The sequence below is a fragment of the Shimia sp. genome (genome assembly GCF_041624275.1).
In the GTDB taxonomy this organism is placed as follows: Bacteria; Pseudomonadota; Alphaproteobacteria; order Rhodobacterales; family Rhodobacteraceae; genus Shimia.
In genome coordinates this window covers 1-20084 of the sequence record NZ_JBFJVE010000030.1, presented here as the reverse complement: position 1 = coordinate 20084, position 20084 = coordinate 1, and the positions used below count along the sequence as shown (strand labels likewise).

21 protein-coding genes, 1 tRNA gene and 1 riboswitch are annotated in these 20084 nt (G+C 65.5%); of the genes, 9 read left to right on the top strand and 13 right to left on the bottom strand.

Translation table 11 applies throughout. The features are described 5' to 3' along the window. The first annotated feature begins 69 nt into the window (after nucleotides 1–69). The 8 genes from ABZD10_RS04185 (at nucleotide 70) to ABZD10_RS04150 (ending at nucleotide 8896) form a co-directional block, all read left to right on the top strand. On the top strand, nucleotides 70–639 hold the full coding sequence (locus ABZD10_RS04185) for a TRAP transporter small permease (protein ID WP_372884847.1): 570 nt from the start codon (nucleotides 70–72) through the stop codon (nucleotides 637–639). Continuing rightward, complete coding sequence (locus tag ABZD10_RS04180; RefSeq protein WP_372884846.1) at nucleotides 636–1952, top strand: TRAP transporter large permease; 1317 nt, start codon at nucleotides 636–638, stop codon at nucleotides 1950–1952. The genes ABZD10_RS04185 and ABZD10_RS04180 overlap by 4 nt, the downstream gene beginning before the upstream one ends. A 39-nt stretch (nucleotides 1953–1991) precedes the next feature. After that, nucleotides 1992–2822 (top strand): alpha/beta fold hydrolase, encoded by an 831-nt coding sequence (locus ABZD10_RS04175; protein ID WP_372884845.1) that lies wholly within the window; start codon nucleotides 1992–1994, stop codon nucleotides 2820–2822. A gap of 181 nt (nucleotides 2823–3003) precedes the next feature. After that, nucleotides 3004–4665 (top strand): 2,3-epoxybenzoyl-CoA dihydrolase, encoded by a 1662-nt coding sequence (gene boxC / locus ABZD10_RS04170; RefSeq protein ID WP_372884844.1) that lies wholly within the window; start codon nucleotides 3004–3006, stop codon nucleotides 4663–4665. 59 nt (nucleotides 4666–4724) lie between these two features. Further along, nucleotides 4725–6176: a benzoyl-CoA 2,3-epoxidase subunit BoxB gene (boxB, locus tag ABZD10_RS04165; protein ID WP_372884843.1), complete on the top strand. Its 1452-nt coding sequence runs from the start codon at nucleotides 4725–4727 to the stop codon at nucleotides 6174–6176. A 92-nt stretch (nucleotides 6177–6268) separates the two neighbouring features. Further along, on the top strand, nucleotides 6269–7465 hold the full coding sequence (gene boxA, locus ABZD10_RS04160; RefSeq protein ID WP_372884842.1) for a benzoyl-CoA 2,3-epoxidase subunit BoxA: 1197 nt from the start codon (nucleotides 6269–6271) through the stop codon (nucleotides 7463–7465). 18 nt (nucleotides 7466–7483) lie between these two features. Next, nucleotides 7484–7933 carry an acyl-CoA thioesterase gene (locus tag ABZD10_RS04155; protein WP_372884841.1) on the top strand — a complete coding sequence of 150 codons (450 nt, stop codon included), beginning with the start codon at nucleotides 7484–7486 and terminating at the stop codon, nucleotides 7931–7933. 33 nt (nucleotides 7934–7966) lie between these two features. Further along, entirely contained in the window at nucleotides 7967–8896 is a 930-nt protein-coding gene (locus ABZD10_RS04150; protein WP_372884850.1) for a helix-turn-helix transcriptional regulator, read from the top strand. A gap of 19 nt (nucleotides 8897–8915) precedes the next feature. On the opposite strand, the gene ABZD10_RS04145 is transcribed toward ABZD10_RS04150, so the two are convergent. The 3 genes from ABZD10_RS04145 to ABZD10_RS04135 all read right to left on the bottom strand — a co-directional run bounded on the left by ABZD10_RS04145 (nucleotide 8916) and on the right by ABZD10_RS04135 (nucleotide 10816). After that, the gene (locus ABZD10_RS04145; RefSeq protein ID WP_372884840.1) at nucleotides 8916–9269 is read right to left on the bottom strand and encodes an EthD family reductase; all 354 of its coding nucleotides are present in this window, start codon (nucleotides 9267–9269) and stop codon (nucleotides 8916–8918) included. 36 nt (nucleotides 9270–9305) lie between these two features. Further along, nucleotides 9306–9773 carry a RidA family protein gene (locus ABZD10_RS04140; RefSeq protein ID WP_372884839.1) on the bottom strand — a complete coding sequence of 156 codons (468 nt, stop codon included), beginning with the start codon at nucleotides 9771–9773 and terminating at the stop codon, nucleotides 9306–9308. 128 nt (nucleotides 9774–9901) lie between these two features. Continuing rightward, complete coding sequence (locus ABZD10_RS04135; RefSeq protein ID WP_372884838.1) at nucleotides 9902–10816, bottom strand: LysR family transcriptional regulator; 915 nt, start codon at nucleotides 10814–10816, stop codon at nucleotides 9902–9904. 133 nt (nucleotides 10817–10949) lie between these two features. Between ABZD10_RS04135 and ABZD10_RS04130 the strand changes: the two genes are divergently transcribed. Further along, the gene (locus ABZD10_RS04130; RefSeq protein ID WP_372884837.1) at nucleotides 10950–11768 is read left to right on the top strand and encodes a ferredoxin--NADP reductase; all 819 of its coding nucleotides are present in this window, start codon (nucleotides 10950–10952) and stop codon (nucleotides 11766–11768) included. Nucleotides 11769–11882: 114 nt separating this feature from the next. Here the strand turns inward: ABZD10_RS04130 and fdxA are convergent, their stop codons facing one another. From fdxA to ABZD10_RS04080, 10 genes are all read right to left on the bottom strand, one after another. Beyond that, a complete protein-coding gene (fdxA, locus tag ABZD10_RS04125) occupies nucleotides 11883–12221 on the bottom strand; it encodes a ferredoxin FdxA (RefSeq protein WP_372884836.1) in 339 nt (112 codons plus the stop codon). Between the two features lie 6 nt (nucleotides 12222–12227). Further along, the gene (locus ABZD10_RS04120) at nucleotides 12228–13502 is read right to left on the bottom strand and encodes a 4Fe-4S binding protein (RefSeq protein ID WP_372884835.1); all 1275 of its coding nucleotides are present in this window, start codon (nucleotides 13500–13502) and stop codon (nucleotides 12228–12230) included. A gap of 142 nt (nucleotides 13503–13644) precedes the next feature. Continuing rightward, nucleotides 13645–14361 (bottom strand): hydroxymethylpyrimidine/phosphomethylpyrimidine kinase, encoded by a 717-nt coding sequence (locus tag ABZD10_RS04115; RefSeq protein WP_372884834.1) that lies wholly within the window; start codon nucleotides 14359–14361, stop codon nucleotides 13645–13647. After that, nucleotides 14358–15308: a ThiF family adenylyltransferase gene (locus ABZD10_RS04110; RefSeq protein ID WP_372884849.1), complete on the bottom strand. Its 951-nt coding sequence runs from the start codon at nucleotides 15306–15308 to the stop codon at nucleotides 14358–14360. The genes ABZD10_RS04115 and ABZD10_RS04110 overlap by 4 nt, the downstream gene beginning before the upstream one ends. A gap of 20 nt (nucleotides 15309–15328) precedes the next feature. Further along, complete coding sequence (locus tag ABZD10_RS04105; RefSeq protein ID WP_372884848.1) at nucleotides 15329–15919, bottom strand: thiamine phosphate synthase; 591 nt, start codon at nucleotides 15917–15919, stop codon at nucleotides 15329–15331. Next, a complete protein-coding gene (locus ABZD10_RS04100) occupies nucleotides 15919–16686 on the bottom strand; it encodes a thiazole synthase (RefSeq protein WP_372884833.1) in 768 nt (255 codons plus the stop codon). Before ABZD10_RS04100 ends, ABZD10_RS04105 begins: the two co-directional genes overlap by 1 nt. A gap of 3 nt (nucleotides 16687–16689) precedes the next feature. Then, nucleotides 16690–16887 (bottom strand): sulfur carrier protein ThiS, encoded by a 198-nt coding sequence (gene thiS, locus ABZD10_RS04095; RefSeq protein ID WP_372884832.1) that lies wholly within the window; start codon nucleotides 16885–16887, stop codon nucleotides 16690–16692. After that, complete coding sequence (locus ABZD10_RS04090) at nucleotides 16856–17824, bottom strand: FAD-dependent oxidoreductase (protein ID WP_372884831.1); 969 nt, start codon at nucleotides 17822–17824, stop codon at nucleotides 16856–16858. The genes thiS and ABZD10_RS04090 overlap by 32 nt, the downstream gene beginning before the upstream one ends. After that, nucleotides 17821–19656 carry a phosphomethylpyrimidine synthase ThiC gene (gene thiC, locus ABZD10_RS04085; RefSeq protein ID WP_372884830.1) on the bottom strand — a complete coding sequence of 612 codons (1836 nt, stop codon included), beginning with the start codon at nucleotides 19654–19656 and terminating at the stop codon, nucleotides 17821–17823. The genes ABZD10_RS04090 and thiC overlap by 4 nt, the downstream gene beginning before the upstream one ends. A gap of 100 nt (nucleotides 19657–19756) precedes the next feature. Beyond that, nucleotides 19757–19878: riboswitch (TPP riboswitch) on the bottom strand. 87 nt (nucleotides 19879–19965) lie between these two features. Beyond that, nucleotides 19966–20042 (bottom strand) — tRNA-Met (locus ABZD10_RS04080). Nucleotides 20043–20084 lie beyond the last annotated feature (42 nt).

Here is a 20084-nt window from a genome sequence, read left to right as displayed (position 1 = left end):
GCCGGCCCGCGCCGGCGCAGCCCCCCCAAAAAGCACAGAAACGAGAGGGCTTCCACCTTGCACAGACTGATGGAAAAACTCGCGCGTGCCATGGCGGTTGTCGGTGGCCTGGTGCTGTCGATCCTGATCGTCATCACCTGCCTTTCGGTTGCCGGGCGCGCCCTGAACACGGTGTTTCACGGCTGGGTCGGGCAATTGATGCCCCGCGTGTCGCAATGGTTCCTGGACATGGGCGTAGGGCCGATCCTCGGCGATTTCGAACTGGTCGAGGCCGGTGTCGCCTTTGCCATCTTCGCCTCGATGCCGCTTTGCCAGATCACCGCCGGCCATGCCTCGGTCGATATCTTCACCAACAATTTCCCGCGCGGCCTGAACCGTTTCCTGCGGATGATCATCGAGATCATGTTCGCGGCCGTGCTGATCCTGATCGTCTGGCGGCTTTACGAGGGCATGCTCTCGAAGAAGAGCTATGGCGAGACCACCTTCCTGCTGCAATTCCCCATCTGGTGGGCCTATGCCGCCAGCCTGGCCGGCGCCGTCGCCGCCGCCATCTCGGGGGTCTACATGGCCTGCGTGCGCATCATCGAATTCCTGCGCGGCCACCGCATCATCAATGACGACCTGGAGGCCGAAGTATGACCAACCTGGAAATCGGCATCCTGTCGTTCCCCGCCTTGATGGCGCTGATCTTCATCCGGGTGCCGATCGGGCTGGCGATGTTCGTGGTCGGGCTGGTCGGGCTGTCGATCGTCACCGGCAGCACCAACATGGCCTTCGCGCGGCTGAAAAGCGAAACCTACACCACCTTTTCCTCCTATTCGCTGACCATCGTGCCGATGTTCCTGCTGATGGGGCAGTTTGCGACCCTGGGCGGCATGAGCTCGGCGCTGTTCAAGGCCGCCGAAGGCTTTCTCGGGCATCGCAAGGGCGGGGTCGCCATGGCGGCGGTCGGCGCCTGTGCCGGTTTCGGCGCGATCTGCGGCTCGTCGCTGGCCACCGCGGCCACCATGGGCCGCGTCGCCCTGCCGGAGCTGCGGCAATACGGCTATGCCGGCGGGTTTTCCACCGCGACGCTTGCGGCCGGTGGCACGCTGGGCATCCTGATCCCGCCCTCGGTGGTGCTGGTGATCTATGCCATTCTCACCGAACAGAACATCGCCAAACTGTTCCTTGCCGCAGTGATCCCCGGGGTTCTGGCGGCGCTGGGCTACGTGCTGGCGATCTCGATCTACGTGCGGCTGCACCCCGACGCCGCCGGCACCCGGCCGCCGGTGCCGATGGGCGAACGCTTTCGCGCCCTGATCAATGTCTGGCCCGTGCTCCTGGTGTTCGGCATGGTGGTGGGCGGCATCTATCTGGGCTGGTTCACCCCCACCGAGGGCGCCGCCGTCGGCGCCTGCGGCACCGGGCTGATCGCCTTTTTCAACCGCGGCCTGACCCGCAAGACCCTGATCGACAGTTTCATCGTCACCTCGCGGTCGACGGCGATGGTGTTCTTCATCATCCTCGGCGCCGGCTTCTACAACGGCTTTCTGGCCCTGACCGAAGTGCCGCAGGAACTGTCGAACTATGTGGTCAGCCAGGGGTTCAGCCCTTGGACGGTGCTGACGCTGATCCTGATCTTCTACCTGATCTTCGGCTGCCTGATGGACAGCCTGTCGATGATCCTGCTGACCATCCCGATCTTCTTCCCGGTGATCTCGATCCTCGATTTCGGCATGAGCGCCGAACATGTGGCGATCTGGTTCGGCATCCTGGTGCTGATCGTGGTCGAGGTCGGGCTGATCACCCCGCCGGTGGGCATGAACCTGTTCATCATCAACGCCATGGACCGAAAGACCCCGATCGTCGAGACCTATAAGGCGGTGGGCTATTTCGTCGCCTCGGATCTTGTGCGGGTGGTCCTTCTGGTGCTGTTCCCGGCCATCACCCTGTTCCTGATTCCCAACTGATCCGCCCCGCCGGGGCGGCCAAGAAAGGTACCCGCAGAGATGTTGCAGACATTCGAATGGACCCCCGGCGGCGCCGGCCGGATCGAGATCGACGGCTGCGGGCTGGAATATCGCTGCCACGGCCCGAGACCGGGCGAGGCCCCGACGGTGGTGATGCTGCACGAGGGGCTGGGATCGGCGCTTTTGTGGCGCGACTTCCCGGCGCGGCTGGCGGCGGCCACGGGCTGGGGGGTGCTGGCCTATTCGCGCGCCGGGCATGGGCAGTCCGACCTTGTCGACCTGCCGCGCCCGATCGACTTCATGACCCGCGAGGCCGAACAGGTGGTGCCGCGCCTGCTCGACGCCATCGGTTTTCAGAGCGGCGTGCTCTTGGGCCATTCCGACGGCGCCACCATCGCCGCGATCTATGCTGGCAGCATCGAGGATTTCCGGGTGCGCGGCCTGATCCTTATGGCGCCGCATTTCTTTACCGAAGAGATGGGGCTGACCGAGATCGCCCGCGCCCGCGACGCCTATGCAAACGACGGGCTGCGGGACCGCATGGCCAAGCATCACAGCGACCCCGACAATACCTTCCGGGGCTGGTGCGACACCTGGCTCGACCCCGAGTTCAAGAACTGGAACGTCGCCGAGGTGATCGACTACCTGCGGGTGCCGGTGCTGGCGATCCAGGGGCGCGAGGACCAATACGGCACGCTGGCACAGATCGAAGAAATCGAGAACCGCAGCTATGCGCCGGTGGATGTCGCGATCCTCGAGAACTGCCGCCATGCGCCGCATCTCGACCAGCCCGAGCGGGTTCTGGAGGTCGTGACCGACTATCTTGAACGGCTCAGGCGAATCGAATCCGAAGGCTTCCCGGAAGCCTGACAGAGGCAGCGAACAGTCGCCATTCGCGACGCACAACGCCGTATCATGCATTATATTGCACTATATCACGCAATATTTACGATAGTTAACAAAAAAACTAGGTGTTTGATGCATAATATTGCTTCTAATTCGCCGAACAGAATTTATAGTCAGAACAGCAGACGAGAACGAGGAAACGCAGATGACCAAGGTGATCGACTTTCGCACCGACCCCGGCCAATACCGCCACTGGCGGGTCGACTATGACGGGCCGGTGGCCAATCTCTACATGGATGTGGACGAGGACGGCGGGCTGTTCGAGGGCTACCAGCTGAAGATGAACTCCTATGATCTCGGGGTCGACATCGAGCTGGCCGATGTGGTGCAGCGGATGCGCTTCGAACACCCCGAGGTCAAGGTGGTGGTCATGCAGTCGGCCAAGCCGGGGATCTTCTGCGCCGGGGCCAATATCCGCATGCTGGGCGGCGCGGCGCACAGCCACAAGGTCAACTTCTGCAAGTTCACCAACGAGACCCGCAACACCTTCGAAGCCGCCGAGGCCGACAGCGGCCAGAAATACATCGCCGCCGTCAAGGGCGCCTGCGCCGGGGGCGGCTACGAGCTGGCGCTGGCCTGCAACCACATCATGCTGACCAATGACAGCACCTCTTCGGTGGCCCTGCCCGAGGTGCCGCTGCTGGCGGTGCTTCCGGGCACCGGCGGCGTCACCCGCGTCACCGACAAACGCAAGGTGCGCCGCGACCGGGCCGACATCTTCTGCTCGACCGAGGAAGGGGTGAAGGGCCAGCGCGCCGTCGACTGGCGGCTGGTCGACGAGATCGTCGCCAATTCGACCTTCGAGCAGACCGTGGCCGAACGGGCGCGGGAATTCGCCGAGGCCTCGGCCAAAGCCGATGTGGCCGCGGGCATCAAGCTCGGCCGCGTCGAGCGCCAGATCAGCGAGGACGGCTCGCTCTCCTATGCGCTTCTGGATGTGGCGGTCGACCGCGACGCCGGCACGGCCACGATCACCCTCAATGGCCCGCAGGACGCGGCCCCGGCCGATATGGACGCCTTCACCGCACAGGGCGACCGCGCCTACCTGCTGCAATTGGCACGCGAACTGGACGACGCCATCCTGCACCTGCGGCTCAACGAGATGCAGCTGGGCCTGCTGGTGTTCCGCAGTCAGGGCGATCCGGCGCTGTTCGACAGCCACGAGCGGCTGCTCATGGACAATGCCGATCACTGGCTGGCCAACGAGGTGCTGCAATACTGGAAACGCCTGCTGAAGCGGGTCGACATGACCTCGCGCTCGCTGGTGGCGCTGGTCGAGCACGGATCGTGCTTTACCGGCATTCTGGCCGAGCTGCTGTTTGCCGTCGACCGCTCCTACATGATGGAGGACGAGTTCGAGGGCGACAATCGCCCGATGGCCACCGTCACGCTGACCGAGGCCAATTTCGGCCGCTTCCCGATGGGCAATGATCTGACCCGGCTGCAAACCCGTTTCCTTGGGGAACCCGAGGCAGTGGACAGGGCCGAAGCGCAGAAGGGCACCGCGCTCGAGGCGGCCGAGGCCGATGAATTCGGGCTGGTGACCATGATCCTCGACGATATCGACTGGGAAGACGAGATCCGCATCTTCATGGAGGAACGGTTGAGCTTATCCCCCGATGCGATGACCGGCCTCGAGGCCAATGTGCGTTTCGCCGGCCCCGAGACCATGGAGACGCGGATCTTTGGCCGCCTCACCGCCTGGCAGAACTGGATCTTCAACCGCCCCAATGCCGTCGGCCCCGAAGGCGCCCTGCAACGCTATGGCACCGGGGTGCGCGGAAAATACAACATGGAGCGCGTCTGAGCGCCGCCTAACCAGCGCCCGGAGCCAGACAACCGGGCCAGACCCAACAGGAGACAGCAATGTCCGATCTCATCAATGTCAGCTATGACACGCTCATCCCCAACAACGTCGGCCTCAGCTCGGACCGCAAGGTTCTGAAGGCGCTGGAGAAATGGCACCCCGGCTATATCAACTGGTGGAACGACCTGATCCCGCAGAAGTTCCAGGAATCGATGATCTACCTGCGCACCGCGATCAGCGTCGACCCCAAGGGCTGGGCCAAGTTCGACTATGTGAAAATGCCGGAATACCGCTGGGGCGTGCTGCTGGCGCCCGAAGTCGAGGGGCGCACCATCCCCTGCGGCGAACATTACGGCGAACCGGCCTGGCAGGAAGTGCCGGGCGAATATCGCAACCTGATGAAACGGCTGATCGTCATCCAGGGCGACACCGAGCCGGGATCGGTCGAACAGCAGCGTTTTCTCGGCCTCACCGCGCCGTCGCTTTACGACATGCGCAACCTGTTTCAGGTCAATGTCGAAGAGGGCCGCCACCTCTGGGCCATGGTCTATCTGTTGCAGAAATACTTTGGCCGCGACGGGCGCGAAGAGGCGGATGATCTGTTGCGCCGCTCCTCGGGCAGCGAAGAGGCTCCGCGCATGCTGGGCGCCTTCAACGAGGAAACCCCGGACTGGCTGTCGTTCTTCATGTTCACCTATTTCACCGACCGCGACGGCAAGATGCAGCTGGAAAGCCTGGCCCAGTCGGGCTTTGACCCGCTGTCGCGCACCTGCCGCTTCATGCTCACCGAAGAGGCGCATCACATGTTCGTCGGCGAGACCGGAGTCGGGCGCACCATCCAGAAGACCTGCGAGGTGATGAACGCGCATGGCATCACCGATCCCTATGACATCGACAAGATCCGCGATCTCGGGGTGATCGACCTGCCGACGATCCAGAAAAAGCTCAACCTGCATTACACGCTGTCGCTGGATCTGTTCGGGCAGGAAGTGTCGACCAATGCCGCCAATGCCTTCAACGCCGGCATCAAGGGGCGGTTCATGGAAAGCCGCATCGACGACGACCACCAGCTGAAGAATGACACCTACCGGGTCTGGGACATGGTCGACGGCAAGCTGGTGCAGCATGACGTGCCGGCGCTGACCGCGATCAACATGCGGCTGCGCGACGATTACACCAAGGACGCCGCCGGCGGTGTCGGGCGCTGGAACAAGATCATCGAGAAGGCCGGGATCGAGTTCGAGCTGAAGCTGCCGCATGAAAGCTTCCACCGCAAGATCGGCGTCTTCCAGGGCCATAATTTCGACCCCGACGGCAATCTTCTGAGCGGCGCCGACTACGACAAGGGCCTGAAGGACTGGCTGCCGACCCATGCCGATGGCGATTTCATCCAGTCGCTGATGAAGCCGGTCTCGGAGCCCGGCGAATACGCCAGCTGGATCGCGCCGCCGCGCATGGGCATCGACAACAAGCCCGGCGATTTCGAATATGTGAAACTGCACATGGCCTGACGCCAAATCCGCTGCCGGGGCGCGCTCCTGACCCGCGCCCCGGCCCCATCCGCCCGCCGCAACCCGACAGCGGCAACCCTGAAGAGGTCCTCATGAGCAAGCCAATGAAGCAGCACTTGATCGATCCCGAAATCTGCATCCGCTGCTATACCTGCGAGATGACCTGCTCGGTCGGGGCGATCCAGCATGATGACACCAATGTCGTGGTCGACCCGGAGAAATGCGAGTATTGCATGGATTGCATTCCGGTCTGCCCCACCGGCTCGATCGACGAATGGCGGATCGTCGACAGCCCCTATTCTCTCGAGGATCAGCTCGGGTTCACCGAACTGCCCGCACAGGAAGAAATCACCCTGCCCGGCGACACGGGCGGCGGCGATCTCGAGGCCTTTGACGACGTCGTGGCGGCGCTGCTGGCCGAGGCCCACAAGGGCACCGGCGGCAAGCCCAAGGCCCCGGCCACGGCGGCGAAACCGACGATCAACCTTTACACGCTCGGCAAGCCGGCCGAGGCGACCGTGCAGGGCAACTACCGGCTGACCGCGGCCGACAGCGATGCCGACGTGCGCCATATCATCCTCAATTTCGGCAGCCTTCCGATGCCGGTTCTCGAGGGTCAGAGCATCGGCATCATCCCGCCCGGCAGCGACGAAAACGGCCAGCCGCATCTGCCGCGACTCTATTCGATCTCGAGCCCGCGCGACGGCGAGCGGGCGAATTTCAACAACCTGTCGCTGACCGTCAAACGCGAACCTGAGGGGCTGTGTTCGAACTATGTCTGCGACCTTGAAAAGGGCGACAAGGTGCAGGTCACCGGCCCCTTCGGCGCCACCTTCCTGCTGCCCGAGGATCCACGCGCGCGGATGCTGATGATCTGCACCGGCACCGGCTCGGCCCCCTTCCGCGCCTTCACCATGCGCCGCCAACGCACAGTGGGCACCGAACAGGGCGGCATGACGATGTTCTTCGGCGCCCGCGCCCCCGACAGCCTGCCCTATTTCGGCCCGCTGAAGAAGGTGCCCGAGGCGCTGCTGCACACCTTCATGGTGTTCAGCCGCATTCCCGGCACGGACAAGGAATACGTGCAGGATCGCATGCTGGTCGAGCGCGACCGGGTGGCCGATCTGCTGTCGGACGACAATACACATGTTTACATTTGCGGTTTACGCGGTATGGAACAGGGCGTCGAAAGCGCCTTTTGCGACATCGCGGGCGATCTCGGCGCCGACTGGCCGGCCCTGCGCGACAGGATGCGCGAGGAAGGCCGGTATCACGTTGAAACATACTGAGAGATGGACACGCGCCGAATGACCGATGCCACGCCTTTTTTGCCCGCCGCCTATGAACATGAAATCCGGGTCATCTGGGGCGATTGCGATCCGGCAAGGATCGCCTATACGGCGCGCATCCCATGGTGGGCGCTCGAGGCCATCGACGGCTGGTGGGAGGCGCATCTGGGCGATGCCGGCTGGTTCCATCTCAATGTCGACCGCAATCTGGGCACGCCCTTCGTGCACATGTCGATCGACTTCAGCGCCCCGATCACCCCGCGCCACCGGCTGATCTGCAAGGTGCGTCCGGTGCGGCTGGGCGACAGTTCGATCGAATTTTCCGTGACCGGATATCAGGACGGAACCCTGTGTTTCACCGGGCGTTTCGTCAATGTCTTCGTGATCGCGGATGCGTTCAAGAAACTGCGGGTGCCCGAGGACATCCGCGCCATCGTCGAGCCGCTGATGGCGCCGGCACAGGTCTGAGCAGCTGCGGCGCGGCCACCACGCCCGCCGCGGATCCGATCCAAGCGCCGCCGCGCGCCGCGCGACCGGCACCACCGCAAGGCAAAGGCAGACCCATGCCACAAGGGGCTTGAGACACCCATGAGCGATATCGGCAAACGTGTCGGCGAAAGGGTGCGCGACGCCCGCCGCGACAAGGGCTATCCGCGCCGGGTCCTGTCCGAGCGCTCAGGCGTGTCACAGCGCTATCTGGCACAGCTCGAGGCCGGCGAGGGCAATATCTCGATCAGCCTGCTCGACCGGGTGGCAAAGGCGCTTGGACGGGAGATCGGCTGGTTCCTCGGCGCCGGCGAAAGCGGCGAGGCAAGCCAGATCGCCGCGCTTTACCAGCGCGCCGAGCCTGCGGTGCAATCCCAGGTTCAGCGCCTGCTGGCACCCGCCGCGGGGGCACCGGGTCGGGCCGGGCGGATCTGCCTTCTGGGGCTGCGCGGCGCTGGCAAGTCAAGCCTTGGCCGGGCCGTGGGCAAGGCGCTGGACCTGCCCTTCATCGAACTCAACAAGGCCATCGAAGAGCGCTGCGGCGTGCCGGTGGGCGAGGTGCTGGCGCTTTACGGGCAGGACGGCTACCGCGCCCAGGAAGCGCGGGCGCTGCAAGAGGTGATCGCGGGCAGCGACCGGATGGTGCTGGCGGTGGCCGGCGGCATCGTGGCGGTGCCCGAGACCTTCGATCTCTTGCTGGCGCGCTGTCACACGGTGTGGCTGCGGGCCAGCCCCGAGGAACACATGGCGCGGGTCCGGGCACAGGGCGACTATCGGCCGATGACCGGCAACCCCGAAGCCATGGCGCAGTTGCGCGACATCCTGCGCGACCGCGAAACCGCCTATGACCGCGCCGGCGCCCGGCTCGACACCAGCGGGCAGACGCTGGAGCAGTCGACGGGTGCGCTGCTCGAGCTGATAAAGGCGCAGGGCTTTCTGGGCTGACGGGCTGACAGGTCGGGCCTCAGGCGGCCGAGCCCGCCACCACCGGGGCCGCGATCGCGGTCGCTTCGTAGAGCACGTGGCGGATCTCGCCTTCGAACATCGGCACGAAATTGTCGAGATCGTCGCGCGCCGCATAGCGGATTTCCGATTGCAGCGCATGATCCAGATCGGCGCGGGTTTCAAAGCCCAGCTCGAAGGTCAGGTAATAGGGCGGTTCGGCCTCGTTCCACGACACGCCCTTGAGATAGCGCAGCGACACCAGCCCCGGATACTGCGCCACCATGGGCAGGTGGGTGGTTTCGACATGGGCGTCGAATGCCCCGCGGTTCTCGGGGGAGACGGTGCCAAGGTAATGGGCGCATAATACGAACATGGGAATTCCTCTGGTTGTGGGTCTTGGGGCGGAGGCTCAGGCGATCTCGAAGACGCCGTCCAGCTCCACCGGCACACCGAGTGGCAGCGAGGACACGCCGACACCGACCCGCGTATGCCTGCCGCTGTCGCCGAAAAGCTCGGCCATCAGGTCCGAGGCGGCGTTCATCACCCGGGGATGATCGAGAAAATCCGGCGTCGCGTTGAAAAAGGCATTGAGGCGGATCACCTGCGTCACCCGGTCGAGGTTGCCACCGCAGGCGACCTTGAGCTGCGCCAGAACGTTGAGCGCGCAGAGACGGGCCGCCGCCTCGCCCTCTTCCACGCTCAGCGTGTCACCCAGACGGCCGGCATATTTGACCACGCCATCGGCCAGCGTCACCTGTCCGGCAATGGTCACCTGATTGCCGCTGATCACGAAGGGCAGGTAGCTGGCCACCGGGACCGGTGGGGTGGGCAGGGTGATCCCCAATTCCGCGAGGCGGGCGTCGATCTTGCCGGTCATATGATCCTCCTGAAAGCTGCTGGCGATGCGCCAGGACTGTCTTTCGTTCAAATCAACGCCAGCCCGATCAATAAGACAAATTCAAAAACCTGCCCGATTGTTGAGTTGAATTCATCACCCTGCCCCCCTCATGCGATTGCCCTCGGAATCCGGGCCTCCAGCGCCTCCCAGACCCGGCGCGCGCTGGTCGAGAGCGGTTCGTTGCGGCGGCGGATCAGGCACAGGTCGCGGTGCAGAACCGGGTTCGACAGCGGGTGGAACTCGAGATCGGGATCGCCGGGGCCGGGCGCGGCGAGCTTGGGCAGCACGGTCACCCCGAGATTGACCCGCACCATCTCAAGAAGGGTCACCATGACCAGCACTTCGCCGGCGGTGGTGGTCAGCAGGCTCTCAAGCTCGGGCGCGCCGTGCAGCGCGACGTGGACGCCGGTATCGGGCGCCAGCAGGAACAGCCGCTCGGGGTCGATGTCATACCACGACACCGGGGTGCCGGCGCTGGCGATCGGATCGTCGCGGCGACAGACCAGTCCGAACTGGTCCTGGGTCAGCGGGACATACTCCAGCTCGGGGTAGTCGAACCACTTGTTGGAGATGCCGAAGTCGACCTCGCCGTCGCGCACCTGCCGGTGCAGGCCGCGTGCGTTGTCGTCGCGCAGCACGATCGAGATATCCCCATGCCTGCCGCGAAAATCGCGGATGAACTCGGGCAGCAGCCGGATCGCCACCGAAGGCAGAACCGCGATGCGCACGGTGCCGCTGAGTTGCGAGGCCGACAGGCGCGTGGTGGTGATGAGCTGATCGAACTCGCGCACGATGCGCTTGGCCTCGGTCAGGAACCGCTCACCGTCGCTGGTGATCTGCACCTGGCGCGTGGTGCGTTGCAGAAGGCTGACACCCAGTTCGGCCTCGAGCTGGCGCATGGTGACCGTGAGCGAGGATTGCGACAGCAGCAGCCGCTCGGCGGCGCGGGTGAAATTGCCGGCCTCGACGATGGCGATGAACACCCGCAGGTGGCGCAGGTTGATGGCGGTCTTGCGGTCCATGCAAAGCCCCTGATTTATCCATTTAAATAAATTATACAAGTCACTTTTGAATTTCTCAACTTAATAGAACTGGGCTTTGCTGACCCCGCGCCGCCCTGGACGGGCTCAGATCGCAACGACATCGGAGGACCAGATGACCGCCACAGACTTGTTCCAAGCGCCCGCCCCGGGCAATGCGCCGGACCTGCCGGATGCCCAGACCGTGCTCAGCGTACGCCACTGGGACGACCGGCTGTTTTCCTTCCGGGTGACCCGGTCGGGCAGCTTTCGCTTCCGCTCGGGCGAATTCGTGATGATCGGCCTGCCGGGCGACAATGGAAAGCCGATCCTGCGGGCCTATTCGATCGCCTCGCCCTTCTGGGACGAAGAACTCGAGTTCTACTCGATCAAGGTGCCCGACGGGCCGCTGACCTCGCGTTTGCAGAACATCCGGCCGGGCGATCGGATCATCGTCAAGACCAAGCCCACCGGCACGCTGGTGCATGACGCGCTGTTGCCCGGCAAGCGGCTGTGGATGCTGTCCACCGGCACCGGGGTTGCGCCCTTTGCCAGCCTAATGCGCGAGCCCGAGAGCTATGAGAAATACGATCAGGTCTTTCTCACCCAGACCTGCCGCAATGTAAGCGAACTGGCCTATGGCCAGCATCTGGCCGAGCGGCTGGCCGAGGATCCGCTGGTCGGCGCAGAGGCGGCGCAGAAGTTCCGCCGCTATGCCACCACCACCCGCGAAACCTCGCCGCATATGGGCCGGATCACCGACCTGATCGAAAACGGCAGGCTGTTCGACGATCTCGACGTGCCGCCGCTGGACCCGGCGGTGGACCGGGTGATGATCTGCGGCTCGATGGCGCTGAACATGGACCTGAAGCGCATTCTCGAGACCCGGGGCTTCACCGAAGGCGCCAACAGCCAGCCCGGGGACTATGTCATCGAACGGGCTTTTGTCGGCTAGACCGCTGCACGGCGGCGAAGCCGGTAAGAAACCCAAAGGCGCCCGCTCGCAAAACGAGCGGGCGCCTTTTTGTCTTTGGAGCAGACCGCTCAGGCGCGATCTGTCTTGTTCCGGCTAGGCGCCGGTACCGGGCAGCTCGGAAAACAGCGAGTGCAGCTTGCCGGCCAGCCCGTCGCGCGCCGCCGCCCCCTCGAGCGGATCCTTGCGGGCGGTGATCACCGGCCAGCGCTCGGCGTATTTGCGGTTGAACTCGACCCAGGTCTCGGCCCCCGGCTCGGTGTCGGCACGGATCGCATCCGCCGGGCATTCCGGCTCGCAGACACCGCAGTCGATGCATTCATCCGGGTGGATCACCAGCATGTTCTCGCCTTCGTAGAAACAGTCGACCGGGCAGACATCGACGCAGTCGGTGTATTTGCAGGCGATACAGGCATCGTTGACGAAATAGGTCATCGCCAGTCACTCCGCCGCCGGGACAGCGGCCTGCGCCGCGCCATCGGCGAACTGCGCCTGTGATTTCAGCGCCAGTTCCTTGTCGGCAGTCATCGAGATCGCATCGAAGGGGCAGACGTTGAGGCACAGCTCGCAGCCGATACAGGTTTCGGGCGCGGTCTGGATGTGGCTCTTGCCCTCTTTCAGCGAGTCATAGAAACACATGCGGGTGCAGATATTGCATTTGGGGAACTTGCATTTGTCGTGGTCGATCAGCGTATAGACCGGATCGACGGCGAACAGCTCGGGCGCGGTCATCATCGCCTTTTTCGAGGCGATGCCATGGATCGAGGCAATGTCGGGATAGCCATGGTCGTCGAGGAATTTCTCCATGCCGTCGATCACCTTGGGCAGCCATTCAATGCCCTTCAGCATCAGAACCGAGCCGACCTGCATGGCGCGGGCGCCGCTCATGATGAACTCGATCGCATCGCGCCAGTCGAAGATGCCGTTCGAGCCCGAGATGTGACAGCCGACGTCGCGATAGATCTCGTTGACCCAGCGTTGGGTGATATATTTGGCCCAGGGGCCGCCGACCCCGGCCGGCCCGTCGATATAGGGTTCGGCGGTTTCGATGTCGACGGCAAAGCCGACAAAGCGCGAGTTGACCGCAACGCTGGCGGCACCCGCCTTGATCGCGGCCCGGGCGACCTCGGCCAGACGGTTGGTTTCGGGCGACAGCTTGACCATGACCGGGATATTCACCGCCTCGACAATGGCCCGCGTCACCTTGGCAGTCACCTCCGGATCCTGCGCGATCCACACCCCCTCGGCGCCCTCGGCCATGCCGGCGGGATGCTGGCACTGGAAGTTGACCTCGAGCATCGGCACGCCGCAGTCCTCGCACATGCGGGCCAGTTCGACCCAGCCTTCGAGCGTGCCCGAGGCGATATTTGCGATGATCGCCGAGCCGTTGGCAGCGGCGTAGTCCTGCGTCTCTTTCAGGATCGAGATCCAGTCCGCCGCCGGTTCGCTGACATAGCCCGAGCGCGAATAGAAGATGAAGGACCGCGGCACCTTGCCTTTGATGATCCGCCCCTGATCGTTGAGGATGGCGTATTTCGAATTTTTGGTCAGCTGCTGCATCCCGGGGATGTCGCCGATGGTCTTGGTGATCACCGCACCGGCACCGTAGTCGATGCACTGCTTGATGTTCTCGACACTGTTGCTGGGTTCCGCCGAAGCGATGATAATCGGGTTTTTCAGGGTGATGCCTGAAAACTCTATGCGCATGTCGGCCATGTCCGGTCCTCCCTCGCCGCTGCATTGTATGTCGGGATATCGGACAGGAATTGCCGGAATTAGGGAAATTCAAAAATCGCGAGCATTATTTTGACTATTAGAATAATGCACCCGGCCCGCAGCGCCGGGCCGGTTTGCAGGATCACCCCACCATCCAGCCGTGCACATAGCGCTTGGCCCGGGCGCAGGCGGCGCCAAGCTCTTGGCCGCGCGCGATTTCGCAGGCCAGCGCGGTGGCCAGGGTGCAGCCGGTGCCGCGCCGGCCCTGCGCCAGGCGGGGCAGGCAAAATACCTGCTGGCCCGCGCCGTCGAACAGATGGTCGCAGCAGTCGGGGCCCTGACCGTGGCCGCCCTTGATGAGAACCGCCCCCGCCCCCTGTCCGCAGAGCGCCGCCGCCTGCCGCTCCAGATCGGCCGGGCTGCGGGCGACAGGCAGGCGGCTGAGCGCGGCGGCCTCGTCGAGATTGGGGGTCACGAGGTCGGCGATGGCGATCAGCGGGGCAAGGAACTCGCGCGCGGCCAGGGCACCGCCGGAACTGGCGCGCAGCACCGGGTCAAGGATGACCGTCACCGCGCGCGCCCGCAGCGCCGCCGCGATGGCCGCGGCCGCCGGGGCGCTGGCGACCATGCCGATCTTGACCGCATACGGCGGCGTATGGTCAAAGGCGGCGGCGATCTGGGCCGCGATCACCGGCGCCGGAACCTCGTGGATTTCGCCCACCGCGCGGTCGGTCTGGGCGGTGACCGCAGTGACCACCGGCTTGGCGATGCAGCCGAGTTCATGCGCCGTCGCGGCATCGCGGGTCAGGCCGGCGCCGCCGCTGCTGTCGGTGCCCCCGATGAGCAGGACGGCGGTCATTCGCAGGCCCGCGCCGCCAGCAGGGCGAGCCTGTCGTGACCCACGGCCCGCAGATGGCCGGCGGCCCGCCAGGCGCGCAGCCCGCTGGCGCAGCACAGGACCAGCCGTACATCGCCCCGGGGTGCGCGGTCCACGACCGCCTCGGGGTCGAGCCGCCGGGCGTCGGGCGTGAGCGGCTCGGGGGCCTCGTCGCCGCCGCGCAGTTCGATCACCAGATCGTCGGGGCCAAGCGCGGCGCGGGCCACGAAGGGCAGCGCGACCTCGGGTTCGGGCGCGCCGTGGAAGTCGAAGCCGCCAAAACGCAGCGTCTCGAGGTCCAGCGTCACCATCCGCCCCAGCGGCGCCGGGTCGAGACCGAGGAGTATTCGCAGGCCGATCTGCGCCTGAAGGGCGCCGATCATGCCGACCACCGGCCCCAGAACGCCGGCGGTGGCGCAGGTGGCGCCGCGCTCGGGCAGCTCGGGGAACACCGCCCGCAGCGAGGGCGCCGTGCCGCCGCAGAAGGCGCCGACATAGCCGCTCTGCCCCAGCGCGCTGGCCGAGACCAGCGGCCGGGCCGCTGCCAGGCAGCCGTCGGACAGGATGTAGGACACCGCAAAGCTGTCGGCGGCGTCGATCACCAGATCGGCCTCGGCCACCAGTGCGGGCGCGTTGCCGGGGTGCAGGCCCTGGGCCAGGGCGACGATCTCGACACCGGGATTGGCGGCCATGAGATGCTCGCGCGCGGCGGCGACCTTGGCCCGCCCCAGATCCGACATGCGGTACAGCGGCTGACGGTGCAGGTTGCTTTCCTCGACGTGGTCGGGATCGACCAGCGTGATCCGCCCGACCCCGGCGCCAACCAGATATTGCAGCACCGGGCAGCCCAGCCCGCCGGCCCCGACCACCAGCACATGGGCCCGCGCCAGCCGCGCCTGACCCGCCGCCCCCACCTCGGGCAGGATCATCTGGCGTGCGTATCGGTCGTTCACGCGCAGGCCTCGATCCAGGTCCGGGTCCGGGCCTCGGGGTCGGCGGCCTGCTGGATGTCGGTCACCACCGCCGCACTGTCGGCGCCGGCGGCAAAGACATCCGGCAGGCGCTCGGGTGTCAGGCCGCCGATCGCCACCAGCGGCGTCGCGCCGGCCATCTGTTTCCAGCGCCGCAGCCGGTCGAGCCCCTGCGGCGCCCATTTCATCTTTTTCAGCAGCGTCGGATAGACCGGCCCCAGCGCCACATAGGCCGGGTCCTGCGACAGGGCGCGGTCAAGCTCGGCCTCGTCATGGGTCGAGAGACCAAAGCGGATGCCGGCCCGGCGCAGGGCGGCGAAATCGGCGCTATCCATGTCTTCCTGCCCGAGATGGACGAAACCGCAGCGCAGATCCAGTGCCAGCTGCCAGTAGTCGTTGACCACCAGCCGGGCGCCATGCACGGCGCAGAAATCCCGCGCCCGGGCGATCTGGCGGCGGATTTCGCCTTCGGGCTGATCCTTGATCCGCAGCTGCACCAGCCGCACCCCCTGCGGCACCAGCAGCTCGAGCCGCGCCACATGGCCGGTAATCAGGTAGAAACGCTCCATCATGCCAGCTCTGCCAGTCCGAGGATCGGGGTCGAGGGCACCGCCATGTCGCGCCGGTCGATGGGGTCGGCGCGATGGCCCTCTCGCCCGGCCTCGATGGCCAGCGCCATGGCGCGCGCCATTCCGACCGGGTCTCCGGCCTTGGCCACCGCCGTGTTCAGCAGCACCGCGTCCATGCCCAGTTCCATTGCCTGCGCCGCGTCCGAGGGGCGGCCGATCCCGGCATCGACGATCATCGGCACCTCGGGAAAATGCGCCCGCATGGCGCGCAGCGCATCGGGGTTGCGCAGCCCCTGCCCCGAGCCGATCGGCGCGCCCCATGGCATCAGCACCTCGCAGCCGGCCTCGAGCAGCCTTTCGCCAACCACCAGATCGTCGGTGGTATAGGGAAAGACCTTGAACCCCTCATCGGACAGGATGCGCGCCGCCTCGACCAGCGCAAAGACGTCGGGTTGCAGGTTGTCGGAATGGCCGATCACCTCGAGCTTGATCCAGTCGGTCGCGAACAGTTCACGCGCCATCTGCGCCGTGGTCACCGCCTCGGTCGCGGTGTGGCAACCGGCGGTGTTGGGCAGGATGCGGCAGCCGGTCTGGCGCAGCTGCTCGAAGAATCCGGCCCCCGAACCATCGGCGGTTTCGCGGCGCAGCGAGACGGTGACGATCTCGGTGCCGCTGGCGGCGATGGCCTCGCGCAGGACCGCCGGCGACGGGTATTGCGCGGTGCCCAGCAGAAGCGCCGAGGACACTTCGGTTCCGTAAAGCTGCATCGCCTATCCTCCCTGCATCGGCGCCAGCACTTCCAGCTGGTCGCCCTCGGTCAGAACCGTCGCGGCGCGGGCGGTGCGGGGCACGAACTGCCCGTTCAGAGCCGTGGCCACGGAGTCGCCGGGGAACCCCAGCTCGGCCAGCGCCTCGGCCAGCGCCGCCGAGGCGACCTCATGCGGTTGCGCGTTGACTGTGATCTTCATCCGCCTGCTCCTGAAAGAACTGTCTTGCCAGCTGGCCCGCCAGCGCGGGGGCCAACAGATACCCGTGCCGGAACAACCCGTTGACATGGGTGGTCTCGCCGCATTCCGTCAGCCGCGGCACGTTGTCGTCAAAGGCCGGCCGCAGCCCGACCCCGGTTTCCACCAGGCTGGCCTCGCCAAGCGCGGGATGCAGCGCGAAGGCGGCGCCCAGAAGCTCGAGCACCGAGCGCACGGTGATCGGCCGCCAGGAACTGCTTTCGATCATCGTCGCGCCGATCATGAAGCTGCCCGCCCCGCGCGGCACCACGTAAAGCGGGATCCGCGGATGCAGCAGGCGGATGGTGCGGTTGAACTGCACATCCGGGGTTTCGATGATCGCCATTTCACCGCGCACCGGGCGCAGGCCGGAAAGCCCCGAGGCCATGCCCCGGCAGTCGACATCGACCCGCTCGGGGGCGGCCGTCTCATAGAGGATCTCGACCCCCAGCGCCTTGACCGCCGCCGTCAGGTCGATGAGCGCCCGGCGCGGATCGAGATGGGCTTCGTCCTCGAAGAACAGCGCCTGGCTGAAACGCCCGGCAAGCGCCGGTTCCAGCGCCGCGATGTCGTCGGCGCCAAGCTGGCGATGGGCCTGTGTGCGGCGTGCAAAACGCGCCAGTTCGGCGCGGTCGCGCGGCGGCGCGACGACCAGCGTGCCGCAGCGCTCGACCTTGGTGATCTGCTCCCACCATGCGATCGAGCCGGCCCCCAGCCGCACCACCTCATCCTCGGCGGTCTCGCCCTCGCACCATGGTGCCAGCATGCCGCCGGCAAACCACGAGCAGGGATTCTCCGAGGGATCGGCGGTCATTTCATAGATGGTCACCGCGGCGCCGCGCCGGGCCAGTTCCCAGGCGCAGGCCAGACCGGCGACACCGGCCCCGGCAATGGTGATCATTCGCCCGGCTCCGAGGGCACCGCGTCAAGCGGCACATAGAGGTCGCCGGTGGCGCGGAACTTCTCGGCCATCGCCTCCATCCCTTCCTTCTGGGCCTCGGCGCGGATGTCGTGGCTGATCCGCATCGAGCAGAATTTCGGCCCGCACATGGAGCAGAAATGCGCCACCTTATGGGCCTGTTTGGGCAGGGTCTGGTCGTGAAAATCGCGCGCCGTGTCCGGGTCGAGCGAGAGGTTGAACTGATCTTCCCAGCGGAACTCGAACCGGGCGCGGGAAAGGGCGTCGTCGCGGCGCTGCGCCCCCGGCAGCCCCTTGGCCAGATCGGCGGCATGGGCGGCAATCTTGTAGGTGATGACGCCGGTCTTGACGTCGTCGCGGTCGGGCAGGCCGAGATGCTCTTTCGGCGTCACATAGCACAGCATGGCGCAGCCGAACCAACCGATCATCGCCGCGCCGATACCACTGGTGATATGGTCATAGCCCGGCGCGATGTCGGTGGTCAGCGGCCCCAGCGTGTAAAAAGGCGCCTCGTGGCAGCATTCCAGCTGCTTGTCCATGTTCTCCTTGATCTTGTGCATGGCGACATGGCCCGGCCCTTCGATCATCACCTGACAATCCTTGGCCCAGGCGATCTTGGTCAGCTCGCCAAGAGTTTCCAGTTCGGCGAATTGCGCCGCGTCATTGGCATCGGCGATCGAGCCCGGCCGCAACCCGTCGCCGAGGCTGAAGGCAACGTCATACCGGCGGCAGATATCGCAGATCTCGTCGAAATGCTCGTAAAGAAAGCTTTCCTTGTGGTGATGCAGGCACCACTTGGCCATGATCGAGCCGCCGCGCGACACGATGCCGGTGACGCGGCTCGCGGTCATCGGCACCATGTGCAGCCGCACCCCGGCGTGGATGGTGAAATAGTCCACCCCCTGTTCGGCCTGTTCGATCAGCGTGTCGCGGAACACTTCCCAGGTCAGATCCTCGGCGATGCCGTTGACCTTTTCCAGCGCCTGGTACATCGGCACCGTGCCGATCGGCACCGGCGAGTTGCGGATGATCCATTCGCGGGTGTTGTGGATGTTGCGCCCGGTCGAGAGGTCCATCACCGTATCGGCGCCCCAGCGGATCGCCCAGACCATCTTGTCGACCTCCTCCTCCATCGAAGAGGTCACCGCCGAGGTGCCCATGTTGGCGTTGATCTTCACCAGGAAGTTGCGGCCGATGATCATCGGTTCGCTTTCCGGGTGGTTGATGTTGGCCGGGATGATGGCGCGGCCGGCGGCGATCTCGTCACGAACGAACTCGGGCGTCACGTAATCGGGGATATTGGCGCCGAAATCATTGCCGTCGCGCGCCACCTGGCCGTGGCAGGGGGCCAGCTCGCGCAGCTGGTTTTCGCGGATGGCGACGAATTCCATCTCGGGGGTGACGATGCCGGCGCGGGCATAGGCCAACTGGGTCGGGGCAGCGCCCTCCTTGCCGCGAAGCGGGCGCGGCTTGACCGGAAACTCAGGCGTCAGCCGGTCGCCCTCGACGAAACCGTTGTCCTCGGGCTTGATCTCGCGCCCGTCGTAGGCCTCGACATCGCCCCGCGCTTCGATCCATTTGCGGCGCAGTGGCGCCAGCCCCTGCTTGATGTCGGTGGTGACATCCGGGTCCGTATAGGGGCCCGAGCTGTCATAGACCGGCAGCGGCGGCTCGCCGGCGGTGGGATGGACCGAGATTTCGCGCATCGGCACTGAGACCCCCTCGTGCAGGGTGCCGGCGACATAGATCCGGCGCGATCCGGGCAGGCCGCCGGTGGTGATCTCGGGGGTGGGGGTGGGTCTCTGGACGTTCATTTTGGCGCTCCTCAAGCAGGACTCAAAAAGACACCAGATGAGTGTGGGAGGGAGCCGGGGCCGGTTTTCCCCGTGGTCGGCATGTGCAGGGGGAGGCCCCCGATCCGCGCGCCTTGCTTCCTACGCCAGTATCAACTGGGTCAGGTTCAAAGGGTCGCGGCACTGCAGCGCTGCTGCCAGCCGCCTCTCAGTCCCTCGGTCGGGACTCCCCTGCGTGGCGCCTTGGTAGACAAAGAAACGCGGCATGGCAAGACCTGCGTGCGCACGCGGGCGCCATGGTCGGTATACGGAGTTTTGATTTTTGGTATTTGGTTGCGGGAGCAGGATTTGAACCTGCGACCTTCAGGTTATGAGCCTGACGAGCTACCGGGCTGCTCCATCCCGCGACACTTTATTTGGGCTACCGCGCGGAGCGCTACTTGAGCCCG